General features: G+C 66.5%; 14 protein-coding genes and 1 riboswitch. Of the genes, 8 read left to right on the top strand and 6 right to left on the bottom strand.

From position 1 onward, the window contains the following. Positions 1–60 precede the first annotated feature (60 nt). From BN1263_RS08120 to ettA, 3 genes are all read right to left on the bottom strand, one after another. Complete coding sequence (locus BN1263_RS08120; protein ID WP_058980448.1) at positions 61–1,377, bottom strand: NCS2 family permease; 1,317 nt, start codon at positions 1,375–1,377, stop codon at positions 61–63. Between the two features lie 64 nt (positions 1,378–1,441). After that, positions 1,442–2,131, bottom strand: a complete 690-nt coding sequence (locus BN1263_RS08115) for an outer membrane protein (RefSeq protein WP_058980447.1) — start codon at positions 2,129–2,131, stop codon at positions 1,442–1,444. Positions 2,132–2,365: 234 nt separating this feature from the next. Then, positions 2,366–4,030, bottom strand: coding sequence for an energy-dependent translational throttle protein EttA (gene ettA / locus BN1263_RS08110; protein ID WP_005415249.1), 1,665 nt, complete (start codon positions 4,028–4,030; stop codon positions 2,366–2,368). A gap of 255 nt (positions 4,031–4,285) precedes the next feature. Here ettA and BN1263_RS08105 point away from each other — a divergent pair, with 255 nt between their 5' ends. The 6 genes from BN1263_RS08105 to ribD all read left to right on the top strand — a co-directional run bounded on the left by BN1263_RS08105 (position 4,286) and on the right by ribD (position 9,063). Next, positions 4,286–4,762 carry an RcnB family protein gene (locus BN1263_RS08105; RefSeq protein WP_019661032.1) on the top strand — a complete coding sequence of 159 codons (477 nt, stop codon included), beginning with the start codon at positions 4,286–4,288 and terminating at the stop codon, positions 4,760–4,762. 159 nt (positions 4,763–4,921) lie between these two features. Continuing rightward, entirely contained in the window at positions 4,922–6,175 is a 1,254-nt protein-coding gene (gene glyA, locus BN1263_RS08100) for a serine hydroxymethyltransferase (RefSeq protein WP_019661033.1), read from the top strand. Between the two features lie 65 nt (positions 6,176–6,240). After that, positions 6,241–6,660, top strand: a complete 420-nt coding sequence (locus BN1263_RS08095) for a hypothetical protein (RefSeq protein WP_058980446.1) — start codon at positions 6,241–6,243, stop codon at positions 6,658–6,660. Between the two features lie 27 nt (positions 6,661–6,687). Continuing rightward, the gene (locus tag BN1263_RS08090) at positions 6,688–7,137 is read left to right on the top strand and encodes a hypothetical protein (protein WP_021204335.1); all 450 of its coding nucleotides are present in this window, start codon (positions 6,688–6,690) and stop codon (positions 7,135–7,137) included. A gap of 182 nt (positions 7,138–7,319) precedes the next feature. Next, entirely contained in the window at positions 7,320–7,841 is a 522-nt protein-coding gene (nrdR, locus tag BN1263_RS08085) for a transcriptional regulator NrdR (protein ID WP_019661036.1), read from the top strand. 136 nt (positions 7,842–7,977) lie between these two features. Continuing rightward, the gene (ribD, locus tag BN1263_RS08080) at positions 7,978–9,063 is read left to right on the top strand and encodes a bifunctional diaminohydroxyphosphoribosylaminopyrimidine deaminase/5-amino-6-(5-phosphoribosylamino)uracil reductase RibD (protein WP_058980445.1); all 1,086 of its coding nucleotides are present in this window, start codon (positions 7,978–7,980) and stop codon (positions 9,061–9,063) included. Between the two features lie 68 nt (positions 9,064–9,131). On the opposite strand, the gene BN1263_RS08075 is transcribed toward ribD, so the two are convergent. From BN1263_RS08075 to BN1263_RS08065, 3 genes are all read right to left on the bottom strand, one after another. Continuing rightward, on the bottom strand, positions 9,132–9,509 hold the full coding sequence (locus BN1263_RS08075; protein ID WP_080398788.1) for a hypothetical protein: 378 nt from the start codon (positions 9,507–9,509) through the stop codon (positions 9,132–9,134). Positions 9,510–9,656: 147 nt separating this feature from the next. Next, positions 9,657–10,541 carry a hypothetical protein gene (locus BN1263_RS08070; protein WP_058980444.1) on the bottom strand — a complete coding sequence of 295 codons (885 nt, stop codon included), beginning with the start codon at positions 10,539–10,541 and terminating at the stop codon, positions 9,657–9,659. 151 nt (positions 10,542–10,692) lie between these two features. After that, a complete protein-coding gene (locus tag BN1263_RS08065; protein WP_058980443.1) occupies positions 10,693–11,316 on the bottom strand; it encodes a hypothetical protein in 624 nt (207 codons plus the stop codon). A 187-nt stretch (positions 11,317–11,503) separates the two neighbouring features. Then, positions 11,504–11,649, top strand: a riboswitch (FMN riboswitch). 77 nt (positions 11,650–11,726) lie between these two features. On the opposite strand from BN1263_RS08065, the gene BN1263_RS08060 reads away from it, so the two are divergent. Further along, entirely contained in the window at positions 11,727–12,353 is a 627-nt protein-coding gene (locus BN1263_RS08060) for a riboflavin synthase (protein WP_021204341.1), read from the top strand. Next, a complete protein-coding gene (gene ribB / locus BN1263_RS08055; RefSeq protein WP_058980442.1) occupies positions 12,350–13,450 on the top strand; it encodes a 3,4-dihydroxy-2-butanone-4-phosphate synthase in 1,101 nt (366 codons plus the stop codon). The genes BN1263_RS08060 and ribB overlap by 4 nt, the downstream gene beginning before the upstream one ends. Positions 13,451–13,525 lie beyond the last annotated feature (75 nt).

Here is a 13,525-nt window from a genome sequence, read left to right as displayed (position 1 = left end):
AGCAGTCCTGCGGGGTCGGATCCCATTGCACGGCAATGGGCTCCGACCCTCAGCCAGGCATCATTCCAGCGCGTAGCGCAGGGTGAACAGCACCGCCACCAGCCAGACTGCCGGATGCACTTCGCGCCAGCGCCCGGTGCCGGCCTTCAGCGCGGCATAGGCGATGAAGCCGAACGCCAGACCGTTGGCAATCGAATAAGTGAACGGCATCGCCAGCGCACACAGGGCCGCCGGCACCGATTCGGTCAGGTCGCTCCAGTCCACTTCCACCAGTTCGCGCAGCATCAGGCCGGCCACGAACAGCAGCGCCGGTGCGGTGGCATAGCTGGGCACCATCGACGCCAGCGGCGAGAACAGCAGCGCGGCCAGGAACAGTGCCGACACCACCAATGCGGTCAGGCCGGTGCGGCCGCCCACCTGTACGCCCGAGGCGCTTTCAGCGAAGGCAGTGGTGCTGCTGGTGCCGAGCATCGAGCCTGCAACAATCGCGGTGCTGTCGGCCAGCAGCGCGCGGCCGAAACGCTTCTGCGCGCCGGGCAGCTTCAGCAGGCCGGCGCGGCCGACCACGCCGTACAGCGTGCCGGTGGCATCGAACACTTCCACCAGCACGAACACCAGCACCACCTGCAGCAGCACGGCGATCGGTGCGCCGCCGTCATGGTGCAGCAGGCCCGGCAGGTCCAGCTGCAGGAAGGTCGGTGCCAGACTCGGTGGCAGCGAAACCAGGCCCTGGTACTGCACGTCGCCCAACGCCCAGCCCGCGCCGGTCACGGCCAGGATGCCGATCAGGATCGCACCACGCACGCGGCGCGCTTCCAGCACCGCGATCAGCAGGAAGCCGGCCAGTGCCAGCAGCGGCGGCGCCGTGTTCAACGGTCCCAGTGCCACCAGCGTATCTTCATTGCCGACAATCACGCCGGATTTCTGCAGCGCGATGATCGCCAGGAACAGGCCGATGCCGGCCACGATGGCCGAGCGCAGCGACGAAGGAATGCCCGATACCAGCCATGCCCGAACGCCGGTCAGTGACAGCACCAGGAACACCAGGCCGGAGATGAACACCGCCGCCAGCGCCTGCTGCCACGGCAGGCCGGCAGCACCAACCACGGTGAAGGCGAAGAACGCGTTCAGGCCCATGCCTGGTGCCATGCCGACCGGGAAGTTGGCGGCCAGCGCCATCACCGCCGAACCCAGTGCAGCAGCCAGGCAGGTGGCCACGAACACCGCGCCGGCGTCCATGCCGGTGGTGCCGAGGATCTCGGGGTTCACGAAGACGATGTAGGACATCGTCAGGAAGGTGGTGACACCGGCCAGCAGCTCGGTGCGCACGGTGGTGCCGTGCTGCTGCAGCTGGAACAGGCGCTCGAACAGGGACATCGCAGATCTCTCATGCCTGCGCGCCCTGCCGCCCCGGGGGACCTGCGGGTACGTCGCCAGGCGGTTAGAAGTGGTAGTTCAACTTCAGCGTAACGCTGCTGTAGTCGGTATGGAAGCTGCGACGCGCCGCAGCGGGGTAGTTGGGGTCTTCCAAGGTCACCGGGCTGGAACCCAGGTGGGTGTAGCGGTATTCGGCACCGGCCGAGAGGCGCTCGTTGAAGCGGTACAGCACGCCTGCGGTGGCGTGGGCGCCGGTGGAAAGGTGCGAGGCGCGGGTCTCGAACTCGGCCACGCGGCAGCCGTTGGTGGCCTCCACCAGCGACTTGTCGCAGCCCAGCGTGAATTCCTGCTGGGCCACGGTCACGCCCGCGCCCACATAAGGCAGCCAGCGGCCCATCGCACGGCCCAGCGTTACATCGAGGGTGCCCGAACGGGTCAGCGCGTCTTCGCCGTAGTACGGGCTGTACTGGTGCTGTTCGCGATCCTTCCAGTCACGGGTGACGTTGCCGAACGACAGCGTGCCTTCAACGCCGACCACGATGCTGTTGTCGAACTGCCAGCGACGGCCGCCCTGCACGCCGCCGGTGAAGCCGCGCACGCTCTTTTCCGAGGCGTTGGCGTTGCTGCGGTCCTTGCTGTGCCCCTCGCCATGCGAGGCCTGGGCACCCAGGTAGAAGCCGTCCCAGTCGGTGGTCGCGGCCGTGGCGGTGCCCGACAGCATCACGGCTGCCGTGGTGATGATCAGTGCTTTCATTGGAATTTCCTACGTTGGGGGATGAATCGGGGCGTAGGAAAACCGATGTGGGCGCGCGGAAACATACAACGAATTGCAAAGTCCGATTACGACAGGGATTCAAGCCCGCTTGAGGCGCCCGCGTTCATCAACGGTTGAATCGCGGCCAGCGAAAACGCCCGGAAAGCGGGCGTCAGGAACGCCTGAAAGACGAAAGGCCGCGCGAGCGCGGCCTTTCGTTTTCTGCGGCAGGGCTTACTTCAGCGCCTTGAAGCGCAGGCGCTTCGGCGCAGCGTCGTCGCCCATGCGGCGCTTCTTGTCTTCCTCATACTCGCGGTAGTTGCCCTGGAAGAACTCCACGTGCGAGTCGCCTTCGAAAGCGATGATGTGCGTGGCGATGCGGTCCAGGAACCAGCGGTCGTGCGAAATCACGAAGGTGTTGCCCGGGAACTCCAGCAGCGCATCTTCCAGCGCACGCAGCGTTTCGATGTCCAGGTCGTTGGACGGTTCGTCCAGCAGCAGCACATTGCCACCCTGCAGCAGGGTCTTGGCCATGTGCAGGCGGCCACGCTCACCACCGGACAGCGAACCGACCATCTTCTGCTGGTCCTGGCCCTTGAAGTTGAAGCGGCCGATGTAGGCGCGCGACTGGATCTCGATGCCGTTGATGTTGAGGATGTCCAGGCCGCCGGCGATTTCCTGGAAGACGTTGTGGTTGCCTTCCAGCTTGTCGCGGCTCTGGTCCACGTAGGACAGCTGCACGGTCGGGCCGATCACGATCTCGCCCGAATCCGGCTTTTCCTGGCCGGTGATCATCTTGAACAGGGTCGACTTGCCGGCGCCGTTCGGGCCGATGATGCCGACGATCGCGCCCGGCGGAATCAGCATCGAGAGGTTGTCGATCAGCAGGCGGTCGCCGAACTTCTTGGAGACGTTCTTGAACTCCATCACCATGTTGCCCAGGCGCTCGCCCGGCGGAATGAAGATTTCGTTGGTCTCGTTGCGCTTCTGGTAATCCTGCGACTGCAGCTCTTCCAGGCGGGCCAGACGGGCCTTGCCCTTGGAACGGCCGCCCTTGGCGTTCTGGCGCGACCACTCCAGTTCCTTCTGGATCGCCTTCTGGCGGGCCTTTTCCTGGTTTTCTTCCTGCTTCAGGCGCTCATCCTTCTGCACCAGCCATTCGGTGTAGTTGCCCTTCCACGGAATGCCGCGGCCGCGGTCCAGTTCCAGGATCCACTCGGCGGCGTTGTCCAGGAAGTAGCGATCGTGGGTAACGGCCACCACGGTGCCGGTGTAGCGCGCCAGGAACTGTTCCAGCCATTCCACCGACTCGGCGTCGAGGTGGTTGGTCGGTTCGTCCAGCAGCAGCATGTCCGGCTTCTGCAGCAGCAGGCGGCACAGCGCCACGCGGCGCTTTTCACCACCGGACAGGTTGGCGATCTTGGCATCCCACGGCGGCAGGCGGAGCGCATCGGCGGCCACGTCCAGCTGGTTTTCCAGGGTATGCGCATCACCGGCGGCCAGGATCGCCTCCAGGCGCTCCTGCTCCTTGGCCAGCGCGTCGAAGTCGGCACCTTCCTCGGCGTAGGCGGCATACACCGCTTCCAGCGCAGCCTGCGCCTGCAGCACTTCGCCCACGCCTTCCTCGACCGACTCGCGCACGGTCTTGTTCGGGTCCAGTTCCGGTTCCTGCGCCAGGTAGCCGACCTTGATGCCCGGCTGCGGGCGGGCCTCGCCCTCGAAATCGGTGTCCACGCCGGCCATGATCTTCAGCACGGTGGACTTGCCGGCGCCGTTCAGGCCCAGCAGGCCGATCTTGGCACCCGGGAAGAAGGACAGCGAGATGTCCTTGATGATCTGCCGCTTGGGCGGGACCACCTTGGACACGCGGTTCATGGTGTAGATGTATTGCGACGACATGAGGTCTCCGTAGGCGCGGCCCTGCACCCGACCCGTCACGGGAACATCCCGTTGCGGCAGCGGGCACAGACTGGAATGGAATACCGCCAATTATAGCCGGAACCGGTTCCGGGCCGCGCCCGGCGCAGGGGCGCCGGCTGGCCGTGGCCTGAATACTCCGTCACAGTCCTGCAGCGGGAAGCGTTTCCAGCCGGAAACGGTTCAGATCGGTTGCGCAATATGGGCTCACCACCACCACCCAAACAGAGGTCTGACATGCGCATCAATCGAGTAATGGCCAGCGCCGTGGCCTCTGTGCTGGCGCTCGGTGCCGTGGCTCCCGCCTTCGCCGACAACGACCACCGCCGTGGCCACGACCGCCGCGAGTGGCGCGAGGACCGCCGCGAGTGGCGACAGGACCGCCGTGACTGGGAACGCGACCGCCGCGAGGCCCGGCGCGACTGGGAACGCGACCGCCGCGACTGGCACCGCGACCATGACCGCTACTACCGCCCGGCACCGCCGCCGCGCGTGGTCTATCGACCGGCCTATGGCCCGGGCTACGGCTGGAAGGTCGGCCACCGCTACCGCGACTACTACCGTGGCCCGATCTACGTGGTGAACGACTACCCGCGCTACCACCTGCGCCGCCCGCCGCATGGGCACCACTGGATCCGCGACGACCGCGGCAACATGCTGCTGGTGGCGGTGGCAACCGGCATCATCGCCGACTACATCATCAACAGCCGCTGAGCCGGCGGCCACGTCCACGCATGGCGTGGATCCACTGGCATGCACGGGGCCGGATTCTTTCGGGAGTGCCGGCCCCGTCCTTTTCGGCCCCGGCGGGCCGGTGCGGGGCTACAATCAGGGGCTGAGCCGTACCCCTTTCCCTGCCTGCTGGAGTACCCGATGTTCCCGCGTGACGTCCGCATCGAATCCTACGATCCCGAACTGGCCAAGGCCATTGCCGCTGAAACCCAGCGCCAGGAAGACCACGTCGAGCTGATCGCCAGCGAGAACTACACCAGCCCGGCGGTGATGGAAGCCCAGGGCAGCCAGCTGACCAACAAGTACGCCGAAGGCTACCCGGGCAAGCGCTACTACGGCGGCTGCGAATACGTGGACATTGCCGAGCAGCTGGCGATCGACCGCCTCAAGCAGCTGTTTGGTGCCGACTACGCCAACGTGCAGCCGCACAGCGGCTCGCAGGCCAACCAGGCCGTGTACTTCGCCCTGCTGCAGCCGGGTGACACCATCCTCGGCATGAGCCTGGCCCACGGCGGCCACCTCACCCACGGTGCCAAGGTGAATGCCTCGGGCAAGCTGTTCAACGCCGTGCAGTACGGCGTGAACGACCAAGGCCTGATCGATTACGACGAAGTCGAGCGCCTGGCCCTGGAGCACAAGCCGAAGATGGTCGTTGCCGGCTTCTCGGCCTATTCGCAGGTGATCGATTGGGCGCGCTTCCGCGCCATCGCCGACAAGGTCGGTGCCTACCTGTTCGTGGACATGGCCCACGTGGCCGGCCTGGTCGCCGCTGGCGTCTACCCGAGCCCGCTCGAGCACGCCCACGTGGTGACCTCCACCACCCACAAGACCCTGCGCGGCCCGCGTGGCGGCATCATCATCGCCAAGGGCGCCGACGAAGACCTGGTCAAGAAGCTGCAGTCGATCGTGTTCCCGGGCATCCAGGGCGGTCCGCTCATGCACGTCATCGCCGGCAAGGCTGTGGCCTTCAAGGAAGCGCTGGAACCGGCCTTCAGGACCTACCAGCAGCAGGTGGTGAAGAACGCCCAGGCGATGGCCAACACGCTCATCGCGCGCGGCTACAAGATCGTCTCCGGCGGCACCCAGAACCACCTCATGCTGGTGGACATGATCGGCAAGGACGTGTCCGGCAAGGACGCGGAAGCCGCGCTGGGCAAGGCCCACATCACCGTCAACAAGAACTCGGTGCCGAACGACCCGCGTTCGCCGTTCGTGACCTCGGGCCTGCGCCTGGGTACCCCGGCGGTGACCACCCGTGGTTACGTCGAACAGGACTGCGTGGACCTGGCCAACTGGATTGCCGACGTGCTCGATGCACCGAACGACGACGCCGTCATCGCCCGCGTGCGCGACGCCGTCAGCGCGCAGTGCCGCAAGTACCCGGTCTACGGCTGATCGGGTTGGGGTCGGACCCCTTCCCGCAGGGAAGGGCTCTGACCCCGGCATTGCAGCGATCGCGCATGGATGAGCGCCGCCTCAAGTACCTGTACGCCACCCTGGCCGTGCTGTTCGGCCTGCCCAGCCTGGTGGCCGGCGGCGTTGCCGCACTGATGCTGCTGCTGACGGGGCTGGGCCAGTTCGGCCATGGCACGCTGGCTGCGGTGACCGTGATGCCGCTGTGGGGCCTGGCCGGCATTGCCGGCTGCCTGGCTTGGTTGTGGCTCAGCGCCGGGTATCTGCTGCAGGGGCGTGCCGGGCTGCACGTGCATCGCCTCTGGTGGTGGATGCTGCTGGCCGGCGGTCTTGCCGCCGTGCCCCCGCTGGGGCTGGCGCTGTGGTGGAGCAGCACCGTCCACGCCGAAGGCATCGCCCTGCTGCTGTTGGGCCCGTCGATGCTGGTGCCGGCTGCGATGCTGGTGTGGATCAAGCGCCGGGCATGACGTGGCCCATGGAAGGACATCGAACGCATGGATGAGCGCCTGCACAAGCGCTGGATGGCGATCGCCGGCCTGCTGGTGGGCCTGCCCACCGTGGCGGCAGGCGGCACGGGTGCCGTGCTGGGGCTGATGGCCGTATGGGACGGCAAGTACCTGACGGGCGACGAGTACACGCTGTTGCTGCTGTGGTCGTCGGCCGGCATCATCGGCCTGCTGTCGTGGCTGTGGCTGAGCGGGCTGTTCCTGTGGCGCGGTGTTGCCGGCCTTCGCCAATCACCGGTTATGGCCTGGGTCGGCCTGGCGTTGGGTGGCTTGGCCGCGTCGGGCGTGGTCGTCGCCACGCTGTACTCCACGATCAGCAATGGCGAGATCTCGACATTGGGCTTCCTCGGGTTTGGCCCGCCGCTACTGGTGATGTCCGGGCACTTGGCGTGGCTGCGCTGGGCACGCATGGCATCGCCGCCACCCGCACCCGGTTGAGCCGGGCATCCGAACTCGCCTGACACGCTCGAACTCGCCTGACACGCTCGAACTCGCCTGACACGCTGGGTAGCCAGAATGCAGGCGCTTCCGCGCAGGCAGCATTTGCTGCGGCGCCCTTTCTCAGGTACCTTTGCGACGCTGCCATGACCGTGGCAATTGCTCCCTGAGCCAGGCGTTCCATGCATTGCCCCTTCTGCCAACATGCCGATACCCGGGTCATCGACTCGCGCGTCTCTGAAGACGGCGCGACGATTCGCCGTCGGCGGGAATGCGAAGCCTGCGGCGAGCGCTTCAGCACCCTGGAAACGGTCGAGCTGAAGCTGCCGGCCATCGTCAAGAGCGATGGCACCCGTGAAGCGTTCGACCAGCGCAAGGTCCGCGCGGGGTTCGATCGCGCGCTGCAGAAGCGCGCGGTGCCCGAAGAAAAGATCGAAGCAGCGGTACGTGCGGTGGTGCACCAGCTGCGTATCAGCGGCGAGCGCGAAGTGCCCTCGATCAAGGTTGGCGAGTTCGTCATGAACGAACTGCGCAAGCTCGACCACGTGGGCTACGTGCGCTTCGCTTCGGTGTACCGCAGCTTCGAGGACGTGGCCGATTTCCGCGAGGAGATCGAGAAGCTCGAGCGCGAGCTGCCGGCCAGTACCGAACAGCTGCAGCTGCTGGGCGATGTGATTGCCCTGACCAAGAAAAAGAAAGGCTGACCGACACCGCTGTGGTGGCACGGAGGCGCCCATGATCTGGTAGGCGCCAATCTTGGTTGGCACGCAGGTGTCCATCCACGCATGGCGTGGATCTACCGATGGCGTGCATCCACACCGGCGGCGTTACCATGGCCGCATGACCACCCTTTTCTCCATCCTCGATCACCTGCACATGGCCAACGCGCTGCGCCTGGCCGTGCGCGCTGCCTACACCACCCGTCCCAACCCGATGGTCGGCTGCGTCATCGCCCATGGCGAACGCGTGGTCGGGCAGGGCTGGCACCAGCGCGCCGGTGGCCCGCATGCGGAAGTGTTCGCGCTGCGCGAGGCCGGCAGCGAGGCCCGCGGTGCCACCGCCTACGTCACCCTGGAGCCCTGCGCCCACTACGGGCGCACGCCGCCGTGTGCGCTGGCACTGATCGAAGCGGGCGTGTCGCGCGTGGTCGCGGCGATGCGCGATCCGTTCCCCAAGGTCGATGGCGGTGGCTTCGATCTGCTGCGCAATGCCGGCATCGACGTCGCCGAAGGGCTGATGGCGGCACAGGCGCGCGAGCTCAACAAGGGTTACCTGTCGCGCGTGGAGCGCAACCGCCCATGGCTGCGGGTGAAGCTGGCCGCCAGCCTCGATGGCCGCACCGCGATGGCCGATGGCAGCTCCAAGTGGATTACCGGGCCGGCCGCGCGCGAAGACGTGCAGCGCTGGCGCGCACGTGCGGGTGCAATCCTGACCGGCGCCGACACCGTGATTGCCGACGACCCGATGCTGACCGTGCGCCTGGCCGATACCGAGGTGATGCCACCGCTGCGCGTGGTGCTCGATTCGCGCCTGCGTTCGCTCGAATGCAGCCGCGTGCGCGAAGGCGGGGCCCCGACGCTGTACCTGCACGATGCGGCGGTGAGCGCGCCGGATGCGGCCGACGCCGAATTCGCCAGCGTGCCCAGCGCAGAGGGGCGGTTGGATCTGGGCGCGGTGCTGGCGTTGTTGGCCGAGCGCGGCATCAACGAAGTGCACACCGAAGCCGGCGCCACGCTGGCCGGTGCGCTGCTGCGCGGCGGCTGGGTCGATGAGCTTCTGCTTTATCAGGCCCCCACGCTGCTGGGCGACAACGGACGCCCGCTGCTGGCTGGCCTCGGCATTGATGCCATGGACCAGCAGCGTCGCCTGCGCGTGGTTGACCAGCGCCAGGTCGGCGAGGACAACAGGCTGCTGCTGCGCCCATGAAGGAATGACGCAGAGCAGGGGCTACGCCCATGAAGGAATGACGCAGAGCAGGGGCTACGCCCATGGCGTCAGGCCGCTTCGTCGTCTTCTTCGCCAACGGGGCATTGGCCCTTCCACTGCTGCTTCCACAGCACATGCAGGTCGCGGCAGTACGCGCCGAGCGCCTCGCCCGGCAGTTGCCTCGCCTTGAACCGCAACCGGCGACGCGTAAAACCGTCGTCGTACTCATCCGGTAGTACCAGCACGGCACATTGATCGTGGTACATCAGGAAGTCGCGGCAGTGATCATCCTCGCTCATCCACGCATCCAGGTGCCTGTCGCTCAGCTGCGTTGACTCGAAGGCGACCGAGGGTTGGACGACGATGATCTTCGTGGCTTTGAACCTGGACGCCTCGGCCTGCCAGGACGCCATCAGCGCCAGCACCATGATCGCGGTCGACGTCATGCGGTGTTTCATGCGGTTGCCCCGGGTGGAAGAGGGCAACAGCATTGACCATGCAGGTCGCTCAGGGCCATGCAACGGTTCTGAAAGTGCGCTCGCCGTTGCCGCAGGTAACGAGCAGCCTGGCGTGGACCCGGCTCTAGCTCGCGCTTATGCGCATTCGTCGGTCCACATCATCTCGGCGATCGGGCGCAGCGCCTTGCACTCCTGCGTCATCTCATCGGCTGACTTCACCTGCGCCTTGGCCTTCAGTTCCTCGGCCATCGCGTCCACGCCGCTGATCTGGTCGGGCGCGATCTTCGCCACGCAGGCGCGGTGCTGCTGCAGCAGCAGGTCGCAGCCGGGTACGCCGGTCACTTTTGGCGCGTTGGCCGCCTGCGCGTCCTGTATCCAGTCCTCGAACGGTGCCAGCGCACCGGCTACGGTGCCCACCAGGTCATCGAAGTTGCCGCTGTACCAGTAGCCGTTGTCCTTGGCCGGGTACAGGGTGAAGGTGCCGCTGACCGGCACGCGTGCGCCACTCTGCAGTGCCTGGGCATAGGCATCGGTGAACTGCTTGCGCGAGGCCGGGCTGGCATCGTCGGCCAGGCTGGCGGCGAACAGCGGGCGGACCTTGCCCAGGTCGGGCAGCTGGCAGCTGTAGGTGATCCGCGCCAGCTTCTGGTCTTCAACGTATTCGTTGTCTTCGATCACGCTCTTGGTCGCGCGGCACTTCGAATCACGCAGGGCCTTGGCATACAGCGCTTCGGTGGCGGCCGCGTCGGCCTTGGCGCCGGTGCTGGCAAGCACGACCTGCCACGGTTCGGCCAATGCCTTGGCCAGCGCACCCGGGTTGGGGGTCACCGCGTCCTGGCCCTCGAACGCCGGCTTCAGTGCGTCGTTGAGCGTGCGCGTGGCGGTGGCATCGTCCTCCAGCAGCACGCGCGCATACAGGTCGAAGGCCTGCTCGGGTGCCAGTTGGGCCGGTGCAGCGCTGGCAATCAGCGGGGCGCACAGCAGCACGCTGGCCAGAAGGGTACGGGTGGGGGTCTTCATGACGGTGTTTTACTGTTCCAGAGGCGCGCAAGCCTAGCGCATCTACCCACACTTTCGACGGCGCGATGCAGCCAGGTGACGGTGTGCAGCGGACAAAAAACGGGCCCCTTGCGGGGCCCGTTCGATCGCACGACGAGGAGCGATCGTTGGATCAGAAGCTGGCGCGGACGCCGGCCGAGTACTGGGTGACGTCGCGGTAGCCGGAGATCTCGCCCACCAGACCCCAGGTCTTGGTGAAGTTGATCTGGCCGCCGACGGTGCCGACCCAGGTGCCCTTGAAGTTGTTGCCGCCGTCCATGTAACCGGCCTTGACCCAACCTTCGGTCATGCGCGACGGCTTGCCACGGATGCCCATGGTGACGCGGCCCAGGTTGGTGTGGTCCTTGTTGCGCAGGCGACCGTAGAAATCGGAGTTGACGGTGATTTCGGCCTGCTGACGGACCCAGGCGGCGTCAGCGGTAAAGTCGACGCGGTCGGTCCACGGCATGTGGTAGCCGATGCCCAGCTCCGGCTGGTTCAGCTTCAGCTTGTAGGAGCCGTAGTCGTAGTTGTACGACTTGCTGGCGTAGGTCCAACCACCGAACACATGGACCTGTTCGGCGATCGCCACGGAACCACGCAGGTAGCCGCCGTCGACCTTCGGGTCGTCCAGTGCGTTGTCGTCAACCTTGACCTGCGTCCAACCGCCTTCGACGTAGGTGTAGCTGAGGGCGTCGGCCGAGGCCGAGAACGGGGCAGCGGCCAGCAGGGCGGCCACGATCAGCATCTTGCGCATGGGAATTCCTGTGAATTTCAGTCCATTGGCGGGCCAGCCCTCTCGGCTACCCGTGGGCGACCTCATGTCGTCCGCTGCGAATTTTAATGAAAGTTTTACAAATTGCGAGCGACGGCCGTCACAGCTGTGGCATCCAGCCCCGTTCAGCCCGGGCTGGTACACTGGCCACGCCGGTTCGCCGGTACACAAACGTCTTCAGGGCGGGGTGCAACTCCCCACCGGCGGTAGGTGCGCAAGCACGAGCCCGCGAGCGCTCCGGCCCACGGCCGGGGGTCAGCAGATCCGGTCCAATGCCGGAGCCGACGGTCATAGTCCGGATGAAAGAAGACGGTGCCACAGGGCCTTCGCGGCCCTGCGCCCGCCTGTTTGCCTTGCGGCGTTTTTCGCTCACTTTTCGCGGAGAACGTTTCTTGTTTACTGGAATCATCGAAGGCGTCGGCCGTCTGGCCGCACGCGAATCCATCGGCGGCGATGTCCGCTTCACCTTCAATGTCGGAAACCTGCCGTTCGACAACGTGCAGATGGGCGAGAGCATTGCCATCAACGGCGTCTGCCTCACCGTCATCGCATTCGACGCCAGCAGCTTCCAGGCCGATGCCTCCACCGAAACCCTGGGCCTGACCACGCTGGGCCAGCTGGGCGAAGGGGCGGTCATCAACCTGGAGCGCGCCATGCGGCCGACCGACCGCCTCGGCGGCCATCTGGTCAGCGGCCACGTCGACGGCCTTGGCCAGGTCCTGTCCATCCACGAAGACGCGCGTGCCCAGCGTTGGCGATTCGCCGCGCCGGCCTCGCTGCGCCGCTACATCGCCAGGAAGGGCTCGATCTGCGTGGACGGCGTCAGCCTCACCGTCAACGAAGTGGACGATGAGGGTTTTGAAGTCGCCCTGATCCCCCACACGGTAGCCAACACCGCCTTCTCCGCCACCGGCGTGGGCAACGCGGTCAATCTGGAAATCGATCTGGTCGCCCGTTACGTGGAGCGGCTGATCAGCGTGCCGACCAACGGTCAGCACCCCCAGGGAGACGTCGCATGAATTTCGCCCCGATCCCGGAAATCCTGGAAGACATCCGCCAGGGCCGCATGGTGGTCATCGTCGATGACGAAGACCGCGAGAACGAAGGCGACCTGATCATGGCCGCCGAGCTGGTCAAGCCGTCGGACATCAACTTCATGGTCACCCACGGCCGTGGCCTGGTGTGCCTGCCGCTGACCCGCACCCGCGCCGCCGACCTCGGCCTGGCGCCGATGGTGCAGGCCAATACCGCCCAGTTCCAGACCAACTTCACGGTCAGCATCGAGGCTGCCGAGGGCGTCACCACCGGGATTTCGGCGCATGACCGCGCGCATACCATCCGCACCGCAGTGAAGCCCAATGCCAAGCCGTCGGACCTGCACCAGCCGGGCCACATCTTCCCGCTGATCGCCCAGCCGGGCGGCGTGCTGACCCGCGCCGGCCATACCGAAGCCGGCGTGGACCTGGCCATGCTGGCCGGGCTGGAACCGGCCGGCGTGCTGGTGGAGATCCTGAACCCGGATGGCAGCATGGCGCGCCGCCCGGAACTGGAAGTGTTCGCCCGCAAGCACGGCCTGAAGATGGGCTCCATCGCCGATCTGATCGCCTACCGCCTGGCCACCGAAAAGACCGTGGAACGCGTGGATGAGCGCGAGATCGAGACCGAGTTCGGCCCGTTCAAGCTGGTGACCTACCGTGACCGCATCGCCCACGACCTGCATTTCGCCCTGGTCCGCGGCACCCCGGATGCGGACACCCCGACCCTGGTGCGCGTGCAAGTGGAAAACCCACTGGCCGACCTGCTGCACTGGCGCCGCGATGACTTCGGCGTGGCCGCCACCGATGCCCTGCGCGCGATCGATGCCGAAGGCGCCGGCGTGATGGTGGTGCTGTCGGCCCCGCGCGATGGTGAAGCCCTGCTGGCCCGCCTGCGCCAGCAGCCCGCACCGGTGGTGCCGGGCAAGGACAAGGACGTGGGCCAGTGGCGCCGCAATGGTGCCGGCGCGCAGATCCTGTCCGACCTGGGCCTGGGCAAGCTGCGGGTGCTGGGCACCCCGCGCCGCCAGGTTGGCCTGGCCGGTTACGGCCTGGAAGTGGTGGAGACGGTCACTCTGTAATGGGTAGTGCCGGTCGCTGGCCGGCAACCGCATTCCCTGGGATTGCCGGCCAGCGGCCGGCACTACCGGCGGGTG

Source organism: Stenotrophomonas thermophila (genome assembly GCF_001499715.1).
Classification (GTDB): domain Bacteria; phylum Pseudomonadota; class Gammaproteobacteria; order Xanthomonadales; family Xanthomonadaceae; genus Stenotrophomonas; species Stenotrophomonas hibiscicola.
Note: the sequence above shows the minus strand (reverse complement) of the source record. Positions and strands in the feature narration are given on the sequence as shown.

Excerpts from the sequence above, each read along its gene's own strand:
- BN1263_RS08090 (WP_021204335.1), top strand. The coding sequence starts at position 6,688 with ATGGATGAGCGCCTGCACAAGCGCTGGATGGCGATCGCCGGCCTGCTG.
- glyA (WP_019661033.1), top strand. The coding sequence starts at position 4,922 with ATGTTCCCGCGTGACGTCCGCATCGAATCCTACGATCCCGAACTGGCC.
- nrdR (WP_019661036.1), top strand. The coding sequence starts at position 7,320 with ATGCATTGCCCCTTCTGCCAACATGCCGATACCCGGGTCATCGACTCG.
- ribB (WP_058980442.1), top strand. The coding sequence starts at position 12,350 with ATGAATTTCGCCCCGATCCCGGAAATCCTGGAAGACATCCGCCAGGGC.
- BN1263_RS08095 (WP_058980446.1), top strand. The coding sequence starts at position 6,241 with ATGGATGAGCGCCGCCTCAAGTACCTGTACGCCACCCTGGCCGTGCTG.
- BN1263_RS08075 (WP_080398788.1), bottom strand. The coding sequence starts at position 9,509 with ATGACGTCGACCGCGATCATGGTGCTGGCGCTGATGGCGTCCTGGCAG.
- BN1263_RS08105 (WP_019661032.1), top strand. The coding sequence starts at position 4,286 with ATGCGCATCAATCGAGTAATGGCCAGCGCCGTGGCCTCTGTGCTGGCG.
- BN1263_RS08120 (WP_058980448.1), bottom strand. The coding sequence starts at position 1,377 with ATGTCCCTGTTCGAGCGCCTGTTCCAGCTGCAGCAGCACGGCACCACC.
- BN1263_RS08070 (WP_058980444.1), bottom strand. The coding sequence starts at position 10,541 with ATGAAGACCCCCACCCGTACCCTTCTGGCCAGCGTGCTGCTGTGCGCC.
- BN1263_RS08115 (WP_058980447.1), bottom strand. The coding sequence starts at position 2,131 with ATGAAAGCACTGATCATCACCACGGCAGCCGTGATGCTGTCGGGCACC.
- ettA (WP_005415249.1), bottom strand. The coding sequence starts at position 4,030 with ATGTCGTCGCAATACATCTACACCATGAACCGCGTGTCCAAGGTGGTC.
- ribD (WP_058980445.1), top strand. The coding sequence starts at position 7,978 with ATGACCACCCTTTTCTCCATCCTCGATCACCTGCACATGGCCAACGCG.
- BN1263_RS08065 (WP_058980443.1), bottom strand. The coding sequence starts at position 11,316 with ATGCGCAAGATGCTGATCGTGGCCGCCCTGCTGGCCGCTGCCCCGTTC.